This window comes from Enterocloster lavalensis (genome assembly GCF_046603895.1).
GTDB classification, from domain to species: domain Bacteria; phylum Bacillota; class Clostridia; order Lachnospirales; family Lachnospiraceae; genus Enterocloster; species Enterocloster lavalensis.
In genome coordinates this window covers 5,979,262-5,996,577 of sequence record NZ_CP176637.1, presented here as the reverse complement: position 1 = coordinate 5,996,577, position 17,316 = coordinate 5,979,262, and the positions used below count along the sequence as shown (strand labels likewise).

At 55.9% G+C, this 17,316-nt stretch carries 14 protein-coding genes and 1 pseudogene; 3 read left to right on the top strand and 12 right to left on the bottom strand.

Annotation, left to right across the window (positions count from 1 at the left end):
• Window positions 1-2 precede the first annotated feature (2 nt).
• Window positions 3-3,593, bottom strand: coding sequence for a DUF5717 family protein (locus ACK2JC_RS26895; protein ID WP_320937688.1), 3,591 nt, complete (start codon window positions 3,591-3,593; stop codon window positions 3-5).
• 121 nt (window positions 3,594-3,714) lie between these two features.
• Between ACK2JC_RS26895 and ACK2JC_RS26890 the strand changes: the two genes are divergently transcribed.
• A complete protein-coding gene (locus ACK2JC_RS26890) occupies window positions 3,715-4,233 on the top strand; it encodes a DUF4364 family protein (RefSeq protein ID WP_007711997.1) in 519 nt (172 codons plus the stop codon).
• A 110-nt stretch (window positions 4,234-4,343) separates the two neighbouring features.
• Here the strand turns inward: ACK2JC_RS26890 and ACK2JC_RS26885 are convergent, their stop codons facing one another.
• The 7 genes from ACK2JC_RS26885 to ACK2JC_RS26855 all read right to left on the bottom strand — a co-directional run bounded on the left by ACK2JC_RS26885 (window position 4,344) and on the right by ACK2JC_RS26855 (window position 11,884).
• On the bottom strand, window positions 4,344-4,610 hold the full coding sequence (locus ACK2JC_RS26885; protein ID WP_276953817.1) for a hypothetical protein: 267 nt from the start codon (window positions 4,608-4,610) through the stop codon (window positions 4,344-4,346).
• A 144-nt stretch (window positions 4,611-4,754) separates the two neighbouring features.
• Window positions 4,755-5,375, bottom strand: coding sequence for a ribosome biogenesis GTP-binding protein YihA/YsxC (gene yihA, locus ACK2JC_RS26880; RefSeq protein WP_092360898.1), 621 nt, complete (start codon window positions 5,373-5,375; stop codon window positions 4,755-4,757).
• 18 nt (window positions 5,376-5,393) lie between these two features.
• Window positions 5,394-7,709 carry an endopeptidase La gene (gene lon, locus ACK2JC_RS26875; RefSeq protein ID WP_092360899.1) on the bottom strand — a complete coding sequence of 772 codons (2,316 nt, stop codon included), beginning with the start codon at window positions 7,707-7,709 and terminating at the stop codon, window positions 5,394-5,396.
• A gap of 97 nt (window positions 7,710-7,806) precedes the next feature.
• Window positions 7,807-9,123: an ATP-dependent Clp protease ATP-binding subunit ClpX gene (gene clpX / locus ACK2JC_RS26870; RefSeq protein WP_007712009.1), complete on the bottom strand. Its 1,317-nt coding sequence runs from the start codon at window positions 9,121-9,123 to the stop codon at window positions 7,807-7,809.
• Window positions 9,124-9,162: 39 nt separating this feature from the next.
• Window positions 9,163-9,744, bottom strand: coding sequence for an ATP-dependent Clp endopeptidase proteolytic subunit ClpP (gene clpP, locus ACK2JC_RS26865; RefSeq protein WP_320937687.1), 582 nt, complete (start codon window positions 9,742-9,744; stop codon window positions 9,163-9,165).
• A gap of 116 nt (window positions 9,745-9,860) precedes the next feature.
• Window positions 9,861-11,147: a trigger factor gene (tig, locus tag ACK2JC_RS26860; RefSeq protein WP_092360901.1), complete on the bottom strand. Its 1,287-nt coding sequence runs from the start codon at window positions 11,145-11,147 to the stop codon at window positions 9,861-9,863.
• A gap of 182 nt (window positions 11,148-11,329) precedes the next feature.
• Window positions 11,330-11,884, bottom strand: coding sequence for a DJ-1 family glyoxalase III (locus tag ACK2JC_RS26855; RefSeq protein ID WP_092360902.1), 555 nt, complete (start codon window positions 11,882-11,884; stop codon window positions 11,330-11,332).
• Window positions 11,885-12,179: 295 nt separating this feature from the next.
• Here ACK2JC_RS26855 and ACK2JC_RS26850 point away from each other — a divergent pair, with 295 nt between their 5' ends.
• Window positions 12,180-12,647: a CYTH domain-containing protein gene (locus ACK2JC_RS26850; protein ID WP_092360903.1), complete on the top strand. Its 468-nt coding sequence runs from the start codon at window positions 12,180-12,182 to the stop codon at window positions 12,645-12,647.
• A 137-nt stretch (window positions 12,648-12,784) separates the two neighbouring features.
• Here ACK2JC_RS26850 and ACK2JC_RS26845 read toward each other — a convergent pair whose 3' ends face one another.
• The 4 genes from ACK2JC_RS26845 to ACK2JC_RS26830 all read right to left on the bottom strand — a co-directional run bounded on the left by ACK2JC_RS26845 (window position 12,785) and on the right by ACK2JC_RS26830 (window position 16,753).
• Window positions 12,785-13,000 carry a hypothetical protein gene (locus ACK2JC_RS26845; protein WP_092360904.1) on the bottom strand — a complete coding sequence of 72 codons (216 nt, stop codon included), beginning with the start codon at window positions 12,998-13,000 and terminating at the stop codon, window positions 12,785-12,787.
• Between the two features lie 6 nt (window positions 13,001-13,006).
• Window positions 13,007-14,011, bottom strand: a complete 1,005-nt coding sequence (locus tag ACK2JC_RS26840; RefSeq protein ID WP_092360905.1) for a galactose/methyl galactoside ABC transporter permease MglC — start codon at window positions 14,009-14,011, stop codon at window positions 13,007-13,009.
• Between the two features lie 18 nt (window positions 14,012-14,029).
• On the bottom strand, window positions 14,030-15,535 hold the full coding sequence (locus tag ACK2JC_RS26835) for a sugar ABC transporter ATP-binding protein (RefSeq protein WP_092360906.1): 1,506 nt from the start codon (window positions 15,533-15,535) through the stop codon (window positions 14,030-14,032).
• Between the two features lie 72 nt (window positions 15,536-15,607).
• Window positions 15,608-16,753 (bottom strand): galactose ABC transporter substrate-binding protein, encoded by a 1,146-nt coding sequence (locus ACK2JC_RS26830; RefSeq protein WP_092360907.1) that lies wholly within the window; start codon window positions 16,751-16,753, stop codon window positions 15,608-15,610.
• Window positions 16,754-17,059: 306 nt separating this feature from the next.
• Between ACK2JC_RS26830 and ACK2JC_RS26825 the strand changes: the two are divergent.
• Window positions 17,060-17,293, top strand: a pseudogene (locus ACK2JC_RS26825) (transposase zinc-binding domain-containing protein); the annotation flags it as partial.
• Window positions 17,294-17,316: the final 23 nt, after the last annotated feature.

The following is a 17,316-nucleotide window of genomic DNA, read 5'->3' as shown; positions in this document are numbered from 1 at the left end:
AATCAAATAATGGGAAACAGCTCCGAGAGAACCGCAGCCTTCTTCAGGTAGTCCTCCATGGCCTTTTTCAAGGCTTCCTCGTCCTTTTTGCCCTGGGCGGCTCCCATCTGGTTTAAGAGGGCAAAACGGCTGTTTTCCTTTCCGTCCAGCTTGTGGTCGCAGGCCACCCGGCCCTCGGCCGCCAGAACGCGTTTTCCCTCTTCATAATCGTAAATCCGGTACTCCATGGACTCGCCCTCAAACAGTATCTTCTGTTTGACGAAAATCCCCTGGTAAACCCGGCGTATCTCCTCGCTGTGGAACTGCTCCTCGTCCGGCAGAATCCGCACCAGAAGTTCCGGCCTGCCGTCCCGTCTGCCGATGTACTCCACCATGGCCTTGTCCATGATGTCCTCCGGCACCGCCATGTGCCGGGACAGCTCCCGGGTATAGGGGAACACCAATCCCTCCGCGATCAACAGCCCTCCGATCAGGCGGCAAAGCCTTGACTGCTCCTCCGTGAGCTTTTGACAGCCCGCGTAGTAGTAGGTCAGGGCCAGCAGGTAGATGGTGGGCACCTTGTCCTTCTCGATGCTCTGGTTCACGGCGCTCTCCAGGTACTCGAACACCCGCCCGTCCACCTTTTTGCGCTCCAGGAAATAGGCCACGCTCTTCTCGGTGAAATAGGCCTTCACCACGCTCTCCCGGGTCTTTTTGCGGTTCACGTAGAGCTGGAACACGGAGTCGATCTGGTCCGTGCTTCCGGTGAACATCATCTGGGCCAGAAGCCGCTCCTCCAGGTCGTAGGTCTCCACGTGCTCCTCCACGCCCCGGATCAGCACCTCGTACATCTGGCTCACCGTGCCGTTATAGTGCTCGCAGAGATAATCCAGGATCACGCTGTCGTACCGCCCTTCCCGGAACACGCCGTAGGACAGGTTTAACAGGATTTCATCCTGGTCGAATAAGTTCTGTAAAATCATCTTGGCGCAGAGCTTCATCCGCCGCCCCGGGCTGATCTGGCCGCTTCCGTAGAGGCGGATCATCTCGTAGGCTTCCCGGTAATAATTCTGGCTGATCAGCGTGCTGCAGATTTTCTGCCGCTGCTCTGTGGTCAGCTCCTCCTTGTCCATCTGCACCAGATAGGCGCAGTCAAAGGCCGCCCCATCCCCGCTCTCATCCTCGGCCTTGCGGCAGTAGTAGTCCGTCACCACGGTGGACAGCCTGCGGGCGAACACCGGGTTTAAATCCAATCCCTGCAGAATCTGCTCCACAAATTCCGCCTGATCGTCGTCCGCGATGCCGGTCTCCAAAATCCGGCGGCATTCCGCCAGCCGCAGCATGGTGTGCTCCGGGTAGACCTGGTAGCATTTCTCCAGAAGCTCCGGCTTATCCATCACCGGAACCTTCCAATATTGTACATCCGCGTACCGGTTGCCGAAGGCGTCCTGGAACAGCAGCACAATGTTGTCCGCGTAGATGGGCACATAGGCCGCCTGGTCCTCCAACAGGTAAGCGTAGTCCTCATTCAGTTCCTCATAGCGCACGATCACGTATTTCATCCGGCTGTCCCGGCATTTGATGCGGTAGGACCGCAGAATCCCGGGCAGCACCCGGGCCACCCGCCGGTCGATCATGTCCCGGTAGATAATGTGGTCGTAAATCACCGCCAGACGGCTGTCGATGCGGGAGGCAAACAGCTGCTCCATTGCGAACTTCTCCATGTGCCGGGTGTAGGTCTGGTACAGCTCCAGGGATGGGTTCATGTACAGCAGAATGTTCTTGTACAGCACCTTCCGGCTGTGCTCGTCCAGATCCTTCTCGTAGGAAAAGTACAGCAGCACCTCCCTGGGCAGCAGATGGCCGTAATCCCCGGGAAGGGAGTAGAGAAAATACTCGTACAGCCGCGTCAGATTCACGCCGCTCTCCAGGGCCAGCTTGTACCACTGGAACGCGCCCGCTCCCCTGCGGTCCCCCTTGATCAGGATGCTGCAGACCGCGGTCAGAAGCTCCACCCTGGGGTACAGCTCGTAGAGCCGCGTCATCAGCCGCTCGTACATCCTGCGGTAATGGCGCAGGGACAGGGCCTGGTGGGCGGCCTTTTCAGCCAGTTCCCGGCTCACCATGGCCTTTCTGGCTCCCAGGTACAGCGCCTGGACCTCAAAATCCCCCAGGGAGGCCATAAGATCCGGATGGTCCTCCAGCAGGCGGCAGGCCGCGGTGTACAGGAAGGGGCTGCGGCAGCCCTCCTGGTGCATGGCTTTCATGCGCAGATACAGCTCCAGCGGATTCTGCTTTAAGGTGGGGTCCAGCTTTAACAGCAGGAAAAACAGGTATTCCCTGGAAGAGTCCCCCTCCTCCAGATATTTTCCGATCAGGCGGATTAACGACTCCCGCTGGGACTGCGAGGGCGACAGCTGCATCTTCAGATACTGGTAAAAGCAGTAGTTTTCCACGTACTTTTCCCGCCGCTCCATCACGTGGTCCCGGCATTCCTCCAGTACGGAGGCCGCCGCGTCCTTCCTGCCGCCCTCCAGAAACAGCTCCGCCTGCAAAAGCCGGACCAGGTCGTCCTCCCGGTAATTCTCCCGCAGCTGTTCCACCTCCGCCGCCATCTGGTTGCGCAGCAGGGCCGGCTCGTAAACGCCGGTCTCGTAGTTTAAGCGCAGAGACAGGTACCGCAGCAGACTGTCCTTGTCGATGCGGCTTTCTTCCTCCGGGTCCCGGTGGGTGATATCCACCGTCTCGTCCCCCTCGGCCTCAACGGTCACCGTGAAGCGCTCCTTCAGGGAAACGATCTGAATCCGCCCGAAGTTCTTCCCCCGGTGCAGATGTCTGGGCCGGATGCGGTAGGAAACGGTGCAGCGCCCGCCGGAGAAATCCCGGTCCGTGATATGATCCGCCTCCAGCTCGATAAAGGGCTCGTCCGCCTCGATCTGGGCCGACACATACCCCCATCCGTTCACCCGTATCTCGATTTTATCTTCAATGGTATTTAATGGATTCTCATAAACTCTGGACTGGGTGTCCACCGACAGCTCCACGGGCTCCTTGACCCCCAGGGCCACCAGAAACTCCTCCAGCAGATTGCGCCTCCCGGGCCTGCCCCTGAGGCCGTCGTAGAGCGTCCTGCAGCGGGCGTCCTGCATAAAGGGCGCCTCCACAAAATCCTGGTACTCAAAGAGCTGCAGAGCCTGCTCCAAATCCCGCTTGGCCAGCCGCCCGAAGTCGTCCGGGGTGGCCAGGCTGTCCAGGATTTCCCCCGCACTGCCGGCCTGAATGCGCAAAGAATAAGGAATCTCTTTCTCACCGCCATTCGTGACCAGATAAAAAGATCCCTTGATAACTTCCCCATGTTCGCAATACTTGCTGTTGACTTCGTACACAATGCGGTTGCGCAGGCCGCCGAAGGCGTTGTTTGCAACCGTGACCCGCGGATTGCCGGAGTAAATCAGTCCCTTGATGTGCAGGCCGTTGCCGCTGACCACCATCAGTTCCCCCCTGGCCGTGGTGCCCGCGGGCACGCTTCCTTCCAGTGCGGACGGAGTGATCACAAGCTTCGGCACTTCGCTGTCAATGATTCCCTTGGCAAGCCGGTTGATCCGTTCTCTCATAGTACCACCTGTATCTTTATCCTTCGCTCATAATGTATTATGATACCACATTTCATCTTGAATTAAAAGTCAAAAGTTGATATGATAGAGGAAAATGGAACGACAATGGAGAGAGTGCGCTATGCTGAATGAACCTATGACCCTATACAAATTGATGAATCTGTATATGCTGAAACAGGTTAACTTTCCGCTGACCAACGCCCAGCTCACCAATTTTTTCACCGAGCACGAGTACACCACCTACTTCACGCTCCAGCAGGCGTTAAACGAGCTGGAGGACGCGGGGCTGATCCACAAGGAGCCCAGCCACAACAGCACCCGCTACGAGATCACCCGCGAGGGCGAGGAGACTCTGAACTTTTTCGGCAAGAACATCTCCCCCGCCATCGTAAACGATATGGACCAGTACCTGAAGGAGAACAAGTTCCGCCTCCGTGAGGAGGTGGGCACCAGCGCCGACTACTACAAGGCCACCGGCCAGGACTACATCGTCCACTGCGAGGTCCGCGAGGGCAAGACCGTGCTGATCCGCCTGGACTTGGCCCTGCCGGACAAGGAGCAGGCCGAGGCCATGTGCAGCAACTGGAAGGAAAAAAGCCAGGAGATCTACTCCTTTGCTATGAAAACTCTGCTGTCCTGAACCGTCTGTGAAACCTCAGGGAGCAGGGCCGCTGATCAAGAACCCCGATCAACGGCCCTGCTCCTTTTATGATTCCTGCCAGTTTTGGCAGCTCATAAATTTCCATTTTATTACAATCTGTCCAATTTCCCCTCGATGGCCGCGGCGGCCAGATCGATATCCTTCTTCTTCACAAAGATGCGGTACTGAATGCTGCTTCTGGGATCAGTCCCGAACCGGCTCGTCGCAATGGGACCGGAACCGTAGTTGCGGGCCATGCCGGCCGTGGTACAAATCACGTAGTCGATGCCGTGATGCTCCAGCGCCGCCCTGGCCCTCGCCTGGCTCTCTATGGAGTATGTGCTGTACACTTCCTTCCGGTTGAATATGGTGATCATAACGCCGCTCCTTTCCCCCGAATCCAATTAATCTGCTCTGTCATCTACAGTATAACAAATCCGCTCAAAAAAATCTTTACATTTCACGGATGCGCATATTAATTTTTTCTGCCGGTTCAGGCCGTCTCTCCCTGGAAGCGAACCCTACTCCCCGTCCGCGCTCTCCTCGCCGGGAACCGTCTCCGCCATGACCCGCTCGATCAGGTCCCAGATTTCCTCCCTGCCCTGTTTGGTCTCAGCGGAGAAGGGAATCAGGATTCCGTCCTTGTCCATGCCCAGGCCCTGGCGCAGGAGCTTCACCTGTTTCTGGATCTGGCTGCGGTTGATCTTGTCCAGCTTGGTGGCGATGATCACCGGGTGGTAGCCGTTGTACACGATCCAGTCGTACATGGACTTGTCGTTGGCCGACGGCTCGTGGCGGATGTCCACCAGCAGAAACACCATTTTCAGCATGGGGGACTGGCGCAGGTAGCGCTCGATCATCTTCCCCCACTTCTCCTTGGCCGCTAACGCCACCTTGGCATATCCGTAGCCCGGCAGGTCCACGTAGTACAGGGCGTCGTTGATGTTGTAAAAGTTGATGGTCTGGGTCTTGCCCGGCTGGGACGAGGTCCTGGCGTAGGCTTTCCGGTTCATCAGCGCGTTGATCAGGGACGACTTGCCCACATTGGACTTGCCGGAAAAGGCGAACTCCGGCAGATGGTTCTCCGGCAGCTTGCTGGTCACGCCAATCACGGTCTCCAGATTTACAGTCTTGATAATCATATCGGTGAATTCCTTTCTCTATGAGGCCAGAGCCTGGCTCAGCACCTGGGACATGTCCTTGACGTACACGATCTCCAGGCCCTTCGTGATCTCCCGGGACAGCTCCGCCATATCCGGCCGGTTCTTCTCCGGCACCAGCACCTTCTCGATGTGGGCCATCCGGGCCGCCAGAATCTTCTCCTTCAGCCCCCCGATGGGCAGGACCCGGCCTCTCAGGGTGATCTCGCCGGTCATGGCAAGTTTGGCGAACACTTTCCTGCCCGTCACCGCGCTGACCATAGCCGTGGCCATGGTGATGCCCGCGGAGGGGCCGTCCTTGGGCACCGCGCCCTCCGGGATGTGGATGTGCAGGTCGTGCTTCTCAAAATAATCGTTGGGCACCTGATAGTCCGGGCAGATGGACCGCACAAAGGTCAGGGCGGTCTGGGCCGACTCCTTCATCACATCGCCCAGCTGGCCGGTCATCAGCAGGTTCCCTTTGCCCGGCATCACGTTGACCTCGATCTGCAAGGTGTCCCCGCCAACGCTGGTCCAGGCCAGGCCGCGTACCACCCCCACCTGGTCCTCCTCGTTGGCGTCCTCAAAGGTCACCTTCTCCTTACCCAGGTACTTTTCCAGGTTGATCTCCGTGATCTTAATGGACTTGCGTTTATTTTCCAGAAATTCCCTGGCCGCTTTGCGGCAGATATCCCCGATGCGCCGTTCCAGATTGCGGACTCCGGCCTCCCGGGTGTAATTGTGAATGATCTTCTCCAGCGCCCGGTCAGAGAAGGAAACCTCCTCCCGGCTCAGGCCGTTGCGCTCCAGCTGCTTGCCCACCAGGTAATCCTTGGCAATGTGGAACTTTTCATTCTCCGTGTAGCTGTTCACCTCGATCAGCTCCATGCGGTCCAGCAGCGGGCCGGGGATGGTCTGGGTAGTGTTGGCCGTGGCGATAAACAGCACCTGGGATAAATCGATGGGCTGCTCCACGTAGTGGTCGCGGAACTTCACGTTCTGCTCGCTGTCCAGCACCTCCAGCAGCGCGGAGGAGGTGTCCCCCTTGTAATCGCTGCTGACCTTGTCGATCTCGTCCAGAAGCATCAGCGGATTGCTGACCCCGGCCTGTCTGAGGCCCTCCACGATGCGGCCCGGCATAGCGCCCACATAGGTCTTGCGGTGTCCGCGGATCTCCGCCTCATCCCGCACGCCGCCCAGGCTGATGCGCACGTACTTTTTATTTAACGCCCTGGCAACGGAGCGGGCGATACTGGTCTTTCCCGTACCGGGCGGGCCCACCAGACAGATAATGGGGCTGGTGCCCTTCTTCGTCAGGGTCCGCACGGCCAGATACTCCAGGATGCGCTCCTTGACCTTGTCCAGACCGTAGTGGTCCGCGTTCAGAATCTGCTGGGCGTGTTTCAAATCGTCGTTGTCCTTGGAAGTCTTTTTCCAGGGCAGCTCCAGAAGCGTCTCGATGTAGGTGCGCAGCACGTTGGCCTCCTGGCTTCCGGCCGGCATCCCGCGAAAACGCTCGATCTCCTTGCGCAGCTTGTCCTTGGTCTCCTTGTCCGCCTTCAAAAGTCCCAGTTTTTTCTGGTACTCGTCCGCGTCGGACATGGAACTGTCCTCCCCAAGCTCCTGGCGGATCACCTTCATCTGTTCCCGCAGGATATACTCCTTCTGGTTCTGGTCAATGTCCGCTCTTACCTTTTCCTGGAAATCCTTCTTGATGCGGTAAATCTCCATCTCGGACATCAGCGTCCGCAGGATCACCTCGTAGCGCGCTTCCAGGGAGTTACTCTCCAGCACGCCCTGGCGCACCGTGTAGTCCCAGGGCAGCTGAATGGCGATCTGATCCAGCAGTTCTTCCAGGCTGGGGATCACCTTGAGTCCCGGCAGCACGTCCTGGCTGAACTTGGCGTTCACCTGTCCGTACTCATCCAATTTATCCTTCACAATCCGCAGCATGGCCTCCTTGGTCAGGCTGTCCAGATCCTCATCTTCCTTATCCATGGAGCCAACCTGGGCGATCAGCGCCGGCTCCTCGCTGTCAAAGCAGAGAAGTTCTCCCCGCTCCATCCCTTCCACCAGCACCCGTACCACATGCTTGGGAAGCTTCACCATCTGTTTGACCACTGCGATGGTTCCCACCTGATACAGGTCGTCCAGTTCCGGCTCCACCACCTCGTGATGCTTCTGCGTCACCAGAAAAATTCTCTGGTCCCCGATCATGGCTTTCTCCACCGCGGCCATGGACCGCGGCCTGGTGATATCGAAGTGCATCACCATCTTGGGCAGTATGGTCAGCCCCCGTAATGCCACCACAGGCATTGTCTTAATTTGTTCTTCCATACTTGTTCGTTCACCTCTTGTACCCTTTAAAAGGCCGCTGCAACCTTTGGGATAACTGGTTTCTATCCTGTTTGCAGCGGCCTTTTTTTCACTTGTTCTATGCAATTTCTCCAGTCTTGCTATCCCCGCGTTTCCGGTCCGCGCGGCCCTTCCGCGGGTTTGCCGGCACATCCCGGTATACCAGCTCCGGCTGGGCTCTGTTTTTCACCACATCCCGGGTGATCGTACAGATGCCGATGCTCTCATCTGAGGGAATCTCGTACATCAGATCCATCATCACGCCCTCGATAATGGAGCGCAGGCCCCTGGCGCCGATCTTGCGGTCCACCGCCAGCTGGGCGATCTCCTCAAGGGCCTCCGGCGTGAATTCCAGCTTCACATTGTCCAGCTCCAGAAGCTTCTGATACTGCTTGATCAGGGCGTTCTTGGGTTCGGAGAGGATTCTCACCATGGCATCCCTGGTCAGAGACTGCAGGGACACGTTCACCGGCACACGGCCGATAAACTCCGGAATCAGGCCGAATTTGGTCAGATCCTTGGGCTCCACCTTCTTTAACAGCTCGTCGATGTTCATGTCGTTCTTATCCACGATCTCAGCGTTAAAGCCGATGGAACCGGCGGAGAGACGCGCCTCCACGATCTTCTCCAGTCCGTCGAAGGCGCCGCCCACGATGAAGAGGATGTTAGTGGTGTCGATCTGCAAAAGCTCCTGGTGCGGATGCTTTCTTCCGCCCTGGGGCGGCACGCTAGCCACAGTTCCCTCCAGAATCTTTAACAGGGCCTGCTGCACGCCCTCACCGGAAACGTCCCTGGTAATGGAGACATTCTCCGATTTCTTGGTAATCTTGTCGATCTCGTCGATATAGATAATGCCGTACTCCGCCCGGGCGATATCGTAATCCGCCGCCTGGATCAGTTTCAGCAAAATATTTTCCACGTCCTCGCCCACGTATCCGGCCTCGGTCAGCGCCGTGGCGTCCGCGATGGCGAAGGGAACATTCAAAATCTTGGCCAGAGTCTGCGCCAGATAGGTCTTTCCGGAACCCGTGGGGCCGATCATCAGAATATTGCTCTTCTGAACATCCACGTCCACATGCTGGCAGGCGGTCACGCGCTTGTAGTGGTTGTAAACCGCCACGGAAAGCACCTTTTTCGCCTCGTCCTGTCCGATTACATATTCGTCCAGAAACGTCTTGATCTCCTTGGGCTTCAACAGCCGGATATCCGAAAGGCCCGGAGCGGTCTCTTCCTCGATGCCGTCCAGTTCCTCCTCCAGAATCTCCGAGCAGAGCTCAATGCACTCGTCACAGATATAGACATTGTTGTTGCCTGCTCCGGCAATCATCTTTCGCACCTGATCCTGGGTCCTTCCGCAGAAGGAGCAGCGGATCGTGTCATCTGTCCTAATTGGCATATTTTTCCTTACCTTTCATTTACAGGTTTGGGGCGACGGTCAATGGTTGGTGATAATCTGGTCAATCAGGCCGTATTCCCTGGCCTCCTCAGCGCTCATGTAGTAATCGCGCTCCGTATCCCGCTCGATCATCTCCAGCGGTTTGCCGGTATTGGCCGCCAAAATCTCATTCAGTTTCCGTTTGGTCTTTAAAATGTTCTCGGCAACGATCTTGATCTCCGTCGCCTGGCCCTGGGCTCCGCCTGAGGGCTGGTGAATCATAATCTGGGAATTGGGAAGCGAGAAGCGCTTGCCCTTTGCGCCGCCGGAAAGCAGGAACGCGCCCATGCTGGCCGCCATTCCGATACAGATGGTGGACACGTCGCTCTTGATATAGTTCATGGTGTCGTAGATCGCCATGCCGGCGGTCACAGACCCGCCCGGGCTGTTGATGTACAGATTGATGTCCTTGCCCGGGTCCTCAGCCTCCAGAAACAGCAGCTGGGCCACAATCAAACTGGCTGACACATCGTTCACTTCCTCGCCCAGGAAAATGATCCTCTCTTTTAACAGCCGGGAGTAAATATCGTAGGAGCGCTCCCCGCGGCTGGTCTGTTCAATGACATAGGGTACTAAACTCATAATCAGATCCTCCTGTCTGTCATGTTGTTTTCACTTGACATTCCGTCTCATAAAACCAAGGAGGCTCCCAGCAGGCCATTCGGACACCAGGAATCCCCCTTGCTCTCAAAACGTGTTTAAACTAACTTGGCCTCTGCTACCAGGAAATCAACCGCTTCCTGAACGGCCAGATCTTCCTTCATCTGTTTCTTATCCTGCTCGCTCATGTACTCTTTCAGCTTGTCAGCCTCCATCTGGTAAGCGGCCGCCATCTTGGCGATCTCCTCGTCCAGACGCTCGTCGGAAACTTCGATGTTCTCCTGCTTTACCACTTCCTCCAGAACCAGTCTGGTCTCAATGCGCTTCACAGCCTGGGGACGCATGTTCTCCTTCATCTGATCCAGGGTCATGCCGGTGTATTTCAGGTACAGCTCCAGGTTCAGGCCCTGGCTCTGCATTCTGCGGGCGGTATCCTGAAGCATGTTCTCCACCTGTCCGTCGATCATGGGCTCCGGGATCTCCATAGTGGCTCCGGCCACTACCTTTTCAACCACGCGGTTCTCATTCTCAGTGGCGGCTTCCTTCTGCTTCTTCTCAGACAGTTTCGCCTCGATATCCTTTTTGTATTCATCCAGGGTCTCAAATTCGGAAACTTCTCCGGCGAACTCGTCGTTCAGCTCCGGGATCTCCTTGACCTTGATCTCCTTGACCGTCACCTTGAAGGTAGCGGGCTTGTTCGCCAGCTCGGCCGCATGGTACTCAGCCGGGAAGGTTACGTTTACTTCGCACTCCTCGCCGATGTTCTTGCCGATCAGCTGCTCCTCGAAGGTGTCGATGAAGGAGTGGGAGCCGATGGTCAGGCTGTAGTCCTCAGCCTTGCCGCCGTCAAACGCTTTGCCATCCACATAGCCGTCGAAATCGATCACAACCTGGTCGCCGTCGGCAACGGGTCTGTCCTCAACGGTCAGCAGTCTGGCGTTCTGCTCCTGAACCTTTTTCAGTTCAGCCTCGATGTCCTCGGCCTTCACGGTCATGTCGGCCTTCTCGACCTCTAATCCCTTGTACTCGCCCAGCGTCACTTCCGGCTTCACAGCCACGGTAGCGGTGTAGATAAAGGGCTGGCCCTTCTCGATCTGCTCGATGCTGATGGCGGGTCTGGAAACGATGTCCAGCTCGCTCTCCTTCATGGCGTCGGCGTAGGTCTCGTTGATGGCCTCGTCCGCAGCGTCCTCATAGAAAACGCCCACGCCGTACATCTTTTCGATCATGGCCTGGGGAGCTTTGCCCTTGCGGAAGCCGGGAATGTTGAAACGGTTCTTATTCTTATTGAATGCTTTCTTGATTGCCTTCTCAAACTGCTCCGCCGGCACCTCCACGGTCAGCTTCGCCATGTTTTTTTCTAATTTTTCTACTTGTAAACTCATTCTATGGGTTCCTCCTTAAAATATATGTGATTCGCCCATATCCCGAGGGCGCTACACTTCAATTTACCATTATAGCATGCCCGTTCGCAAAATTCCAGTATTATTTTGCGAAACTGCGCAGCTTTTCCAAAAAATTAATTCCATCTCCGGAAAGCCTGCGCAGTCTCACCCGCGCAGACGTCTCAGCACTGGTCGTACTGGATGGATTTCTTGATTTTGGCCGACTGCTGGGTTCCCTGAAGCAGGCGCACCAGCTCCAGCCCCAGGTCCAGCGCGTAGCCCAGGCCTCTGCCCGTGGTGATGTTTCCGTCCGTAATCACGCCCTGCAGGGTGTAGGAGACGCCATGGAGCCGGTCCTCGTAGCCCGGGTAACAGGTGGCGGTACGGCCCTTGAGCAGTCCCAGTTCTCCCAGCACGCTGGGCGCGGCGCAGATTGCGGCCACCCGGCGGCCCTGTTTGTTGGCCTTCACCAGCGCGGCTGCAAGCCCCTCGTGGGCTTTCAGATTCGGAGTCCCCGGAACGCCGCCCGGGAGAAAGAGCAGGTCCGCCTCGTCCGGATTCACCTCTTCGAACAGAGCGTCCGCCTGAATGGTGATATTGTGGGACCCGGTTACCATGCGGTTCCCGGTAACGGACACCAGGCGCGTCTCCACCCCGGCTCTGCGCAGCACGTCCACTACGGCCAGACATTCCACCTCTTCCAAACCTTCCGCTAAAAATGCAAACACCTTTGCCATGACAATCTCCTTCCCTGTACTTAATCTCATATCTGTTCAGTACCTTCACAGATACGAGCAAAAATCCATTTAAAATCGACTTCGTCGATAGGATTTTTGCTTGCATGCCCAGATTTTCGTACGGTCAGCGCAGCAAGTGCGCAGACCTGCCGAACAGTTACTTAATCTCATAGAACATTCTAGCATGGCTGAGGAAAATTGCCAGTCCTTTTTTTATTTTTGATAATTTTGCTGTTCTAACGAAAAACTACGTGTTATGATACTGTCAGAATGCATATGATCCAGGAGGAAAAGAATGGAAATTGAACGAAAATATCGGATTGCGGTTTTGCCGGAACATTACAGGTCCTACCCGGTCCGGGCCATTGAGCAGGCCTATTTGTGCACGGACCCGGTGGTGCGCGTGCGCCGGGACGGCGGCGAATACTATCTCACCTACAAGGGCCGGGGTCTGCTTGCCAGGGAGGAATACAACCTGCCCTTAAACGAACAGGCCTACAGGCATCTGCTGGAAAAAGCCGACGGCATCGTGCTGACCAAGGACCGCTACCGGATCCCCATGACCGGAACGTACGCCCACCTGACCATCGAGCTGGACGTATTTTCCGGGGTATACAGCGGCCTGATTCTGGCCGAGGTGGAATTTCCCACCGTGGAGGAGGCGGAAGCCTTCGTGCCCCCGGAGTGGTTCACCGAGGACGTGACCATGTCCGGCGAATACCAGAACAGCAGGCTCAGCAGCGGGAAAGTGGATTTCTGCTGATTCCGATCTCCGGTCCGGGGCGTTCCTTCCCGGGACCGCCGCTGCCCGCACTCTCATCCGTCCGTCAAAAAACGCCGCCGTCCCACAGACAGCAGCGTTTTTTTATTGAATGGAATGGGCCGGCGGCGCGCCCCCTGTTACCGGTTGGACATCCCTAAGATCAGCACCACCACAAACAGGACGCAGAGGCAGCCGATGATGATATCCATGGTCCGCACGGAGACGTGGATGTGGTCGTAGAAGCTCTCCTTGAGCGGCTTGGATTTGAGCTCCGTGTTCTCCTCCAAAAGCCGCCGGTTTTCCTCCTCCAGCTCCCGCAGGCGCTCCTCCGGAAGTTTTTCTCTCTCTTCCATAGGCGTTTACTTCTTCACGATGTACTTGCGGATATCCAGAGCGATTGCTACCACGATTACCACGCCCTGAAGGATGTACTGGTAGTTGGGGTCCACGCCCAGGAACTGCAGGGTGGATTTTAACAGCTCGAACACCAGCACGCCGACGATAACGCCGGAAATTTTACCGATACCGCCGTTTACCGACACGCCGCCGATGGTACAGGCTGCGATTGCCTCCAGCTCATAACCCTGGCCCATGTTGGTGCTGGCGCCCGCGGTCTTTGCCGCCAACAGGAAGCCGGCCAGCGCGTACAGAGCGGTTGCGGTCATGTAGATGATGATTTTGGTCTTTTTCACATTTACGCCGGACACCTCGGCAGCGCTCTCATTACCGCCAATGGCGTACATATATTTGCCGTGGCGGGTCATATTGTAGACGAACCACATGATCAGACCTACGATGGCTGCGATGATGAACAGGTAGGGAATACCCGGGAAATTCGCGGTTTTAAACAGAGCGCCGGTACCGACGTTCACGAAGTCCTTGCGGAAGCCGCCCAGGGGTACGTTCTTGGTGTAAACCTGCACAACGCCGTAAACGATCAGCTGCATGCCCAGGGTGCCGATGAATGCGGGCACGCTCAGGAAGGAGATCACAAGGCCGTTGATCAGACCGAAGATACAGCAGACCGCCACGCAGATCAGCAGTACCAGGATCACCGGGAGATCCGGCAGGTTGGGCCAGAAACGGCCCGCAAAGTTGGGGTCCTGAAGCAGGGTGCCTGCGATACAGGCGCTTAAGCCCACGCAGCGTCCTGCGGAAAGGTCGGTTCCGCGGGTGATCAGACAGCCGCTGACGCCGAAGGCGATGATGAAACGGGGCGCGCAGTTTAAGGCGATACCCTTCATGTTGTTGAAGCTGAAGAAATTATCCTTGGTAATACTCACATATGCCACCATGATGACCAGCAGCATGATAATTCCGTTGTTAATCAAAAAATCTTTTACATTTATTTTCTTCTTATCCATCCCTACGTCCTCCTTCGGCTAAAACTTGGTAGCCAGGCTCATGATATTCTCCTGGGTTGCTTCTTCACCGGACACCTCGCCGGTAATCCTGCCGTTACACATTACCATAATGCGGTCGGACATGCCGATCAGCTCCGGCATCTCGGAGGAAATCATGATAATGGCTTTTCCCTGCTTCGCAAGATTGATCATAATCTGATAGATCTCGTACTTGGCGCCGACGTCGATGCCTCGGGTGGGCTCATCCATGATCAGCACATCCGGGTTGTTGGCCAGCCACCGGGAAATGATTACCTTCTGCTGGTTGCCGCCCGACAGGGACTGGATTGTGGTCTTGCTGCTGGGCGTCTTGATGCTCAGCTTCGCCACGTTGTCCTTGACCAGCTGCTCAATCTTCCCGTGGTTCAGCACGATTCCCATATCCAGGTACTGGTTTAGCGAGGAAATGGACACGTTGTCCGCAATGGACAGACAGCCGATGATGCCCGTTCCGCGGCGGTCCTCAGTGATCATACCGATGCTGTTGCGGATGGCCTCCTGAGGCCGCACCACCTTGATGGGCTTGCCGTCCATGAGAATCTCGCCGCTTGCCACATGGCGCATGCCAAAGATGGCCTCCATCAGTTCGGTTCTCTGGGCGCCCACCAGGCCGCCGAAGCCGAGGATTTCACCCCGGTGCAGCTCAAAGCTGCAGTCCTGGAAAGAGCGCTCGTGGATGCTGGATAAGTGTTTCACCTCCAGGATCACGTCGCCGGGTTTGTTGTCCCTTGGCGGGTAGATGTTGGTCAGCTCGCGGCCTACCATCTGCTTTACGATCTCCTGGTCGCTGATGTCCTTCACGGCCCAGCTGCCCACGTAGGTGCCGTCGCGCATGATGGTGATGTCGTCCGCGATCTCGCGGATCTCCGCCATCTTGTGGGATATGTAAATCAGGGAAACGCCCCGGTCCCGCAGATCGCGCACAATCCGAAACAGGGCCTCCACCTCATTGTCCGTCAGGGAGGATGTGGGCTCATCCAGAATCACCACCTTGGCGTTCATGGATACTGCCTTGGCAATCTCAACGGACTGCATTTGCGAGATGGACAGAGTTCCCAGCTTGGCCTTGGGGTCGAAATCCATCTTCACGTCCCTCAGCCACTTCTGCGCTTCCTCATTCATTTTCTTATGGTCGATTACCTTCAGCGGGCCATAATTTCTGGTCGGAAACCTGCCGCAGTACATGTTCTCAGCGATGGAACGCTCCGGTATGGGCTGCAGCTCCTGGTGCACCATGGCCAGACCTTTGTGGAGGGCGTCGTCGGGGTTTATGATGTTCATCTTTTCCCCGTCCAGGTAGACCTCCCCCTCATCCATCTTATAAATTCCGAACAGGCATTTCATCAGCGTGGATTTGCCGGCGCCGTTCTCACCCATCAGAGCGTGTACGGAGCCCGGCCGGACTTTCAGGCTGATCCCGTCCAGAGCCTTGACGCCGGGGAAGCTTTTGCTGACACCCCGCATTTCCAATCTGTACTCTGCCATCCCGTTATCTCCTTTCATAAAATCAGGTGTGCCGGACAGACACACCTGAAAAGTTTCTACTCTGCGAACCGATTATTTCACGATATCGAGGATCTGCTGCGCGTTCTCGTTGGTAACCTTTACATAGTCAACCATGTTTACATTCGCAACATCCTTGCCGTTTAAGAAATCACAGGCAATGTCAGCGGCGGTCTTAGCCTGGCTGATGTGATCGTTAAATACGGTACCGGTCATCTTGCCTTCCATTACGTTCTGAACGGCCTCGGTCAGAGCGTCAACGCCTACGATGTAGATGTCCTCGCCCACTTTTCTGTCAGCTGCCTGGATAGCGGCCAGAGCGCCCAGAGCCATAGCGTCGTTGTTACAGAACACAACGTCGATCTTGTCGCCGTACTGAGTCAGGGCATCCTGCACGATCTGCTGGCCCTTAGCCTGATCCCAGTCGCCTCTCTGCTTTAACAGTTCCTCAACCTGTACGCCTGCGTCGGTCAGAGCCTTCACGGAATACTCGGTTCTGTACTGAGCGTCTACGTTCTCGGGATCGCCCTGAACCATGATGTAGGACACAACGCCGTCGCCGTTGGCATCGCCGTGGTTCTCAAGCTCTGCGATCTCCTCGCCCTGGAAGGTGCCGGACTGTCTTGCGTCAGCGCCAACGTATGTAGCCTTGATTCCTTCGTCTTTCCATCTCTGCTCTTCAGCGGCATCCGGCTCACGGTTGATGTAAACAACGGGGATTCCGGCCTCGTTACACTTGTCGGTAACGGAAGGAGCGGAGGAGGACTGAACCAGGTTCAGAATCAGAACGTCTACGCCCTGGTTGATGAAGTTGTCGATCTGGTTGGTCTGCTCAGCCTGATCGTTCTTGCCGTCCATGATGGTGATGTTCTCTTTCTTGAAGCCCAGGTCCTCGGTCAGATATCTCTCTAACTCGGTGCGGTACAGGGTCATGAAGTTATCGTCGAATTTGTAAATGCTGATGCCGACTTTCTTGTCCGCATAGTCACCCGTGGTCGCTGCTGCTGCCTCGGTCGCTGCTGCCGCTGCCGCCTCGGTCGCTGCCTCTGTGGCCGCCTCGGTCGCCGCTTCAGTTGCCGCTGTGGTCGGAGCCTCGGTCGCTGCCGCTGTGGTCTCTTTCGCGCCACCGCCGCATCCTGCCATGGAAACTACCATTGCGGAAGCCATTGCAACTGCAGTAACTTTTCTTAATACTCTCATGTTTGTATTCCTCCCTTTGCTTTGTTTTCGGTTTTCTGTCGTATTTGTTACTTTTATCTTAACGACAAGGTTATTATAGTTCCGAATTATGCATTTTTCCATATGATTTTTTACGGTCCATTATGAAATTTCTTTGATTTTCTGTCTAAAATGATATTTTTCCATGATTTTCTCTAAACTTTCAAAGCATTTTTCCGCCGCGCAGGGGGGAACAAAGTGCCTTCGGCACTCTCAACTCCCCTGCCCCTCACTCATGAGGGGTTTTAGGGGATTTCCTTTTTTGCTGCTTTATTGTAAAATGTTCTTATGCATAAGAACATCCTCCAAACTATTTTTTCTGACCACTTTGAATATATCCAATATGTTATTCGACCTGATAAAAATGTTTTGGATAACATCAACCGGATGATCCTCTGCCATGATCCTTCTTATGGCGGAGCTTTCTTTGGCTGTCCTCATTGTGGTAACCTTAAATTTGTTCCCTTTTCCTGTAAAAGCCGGTTCTGTCCCTCATGCGGCAACGTCTATAACCAGAAACGTGCTTTTCGTATGTCTTGTAAACT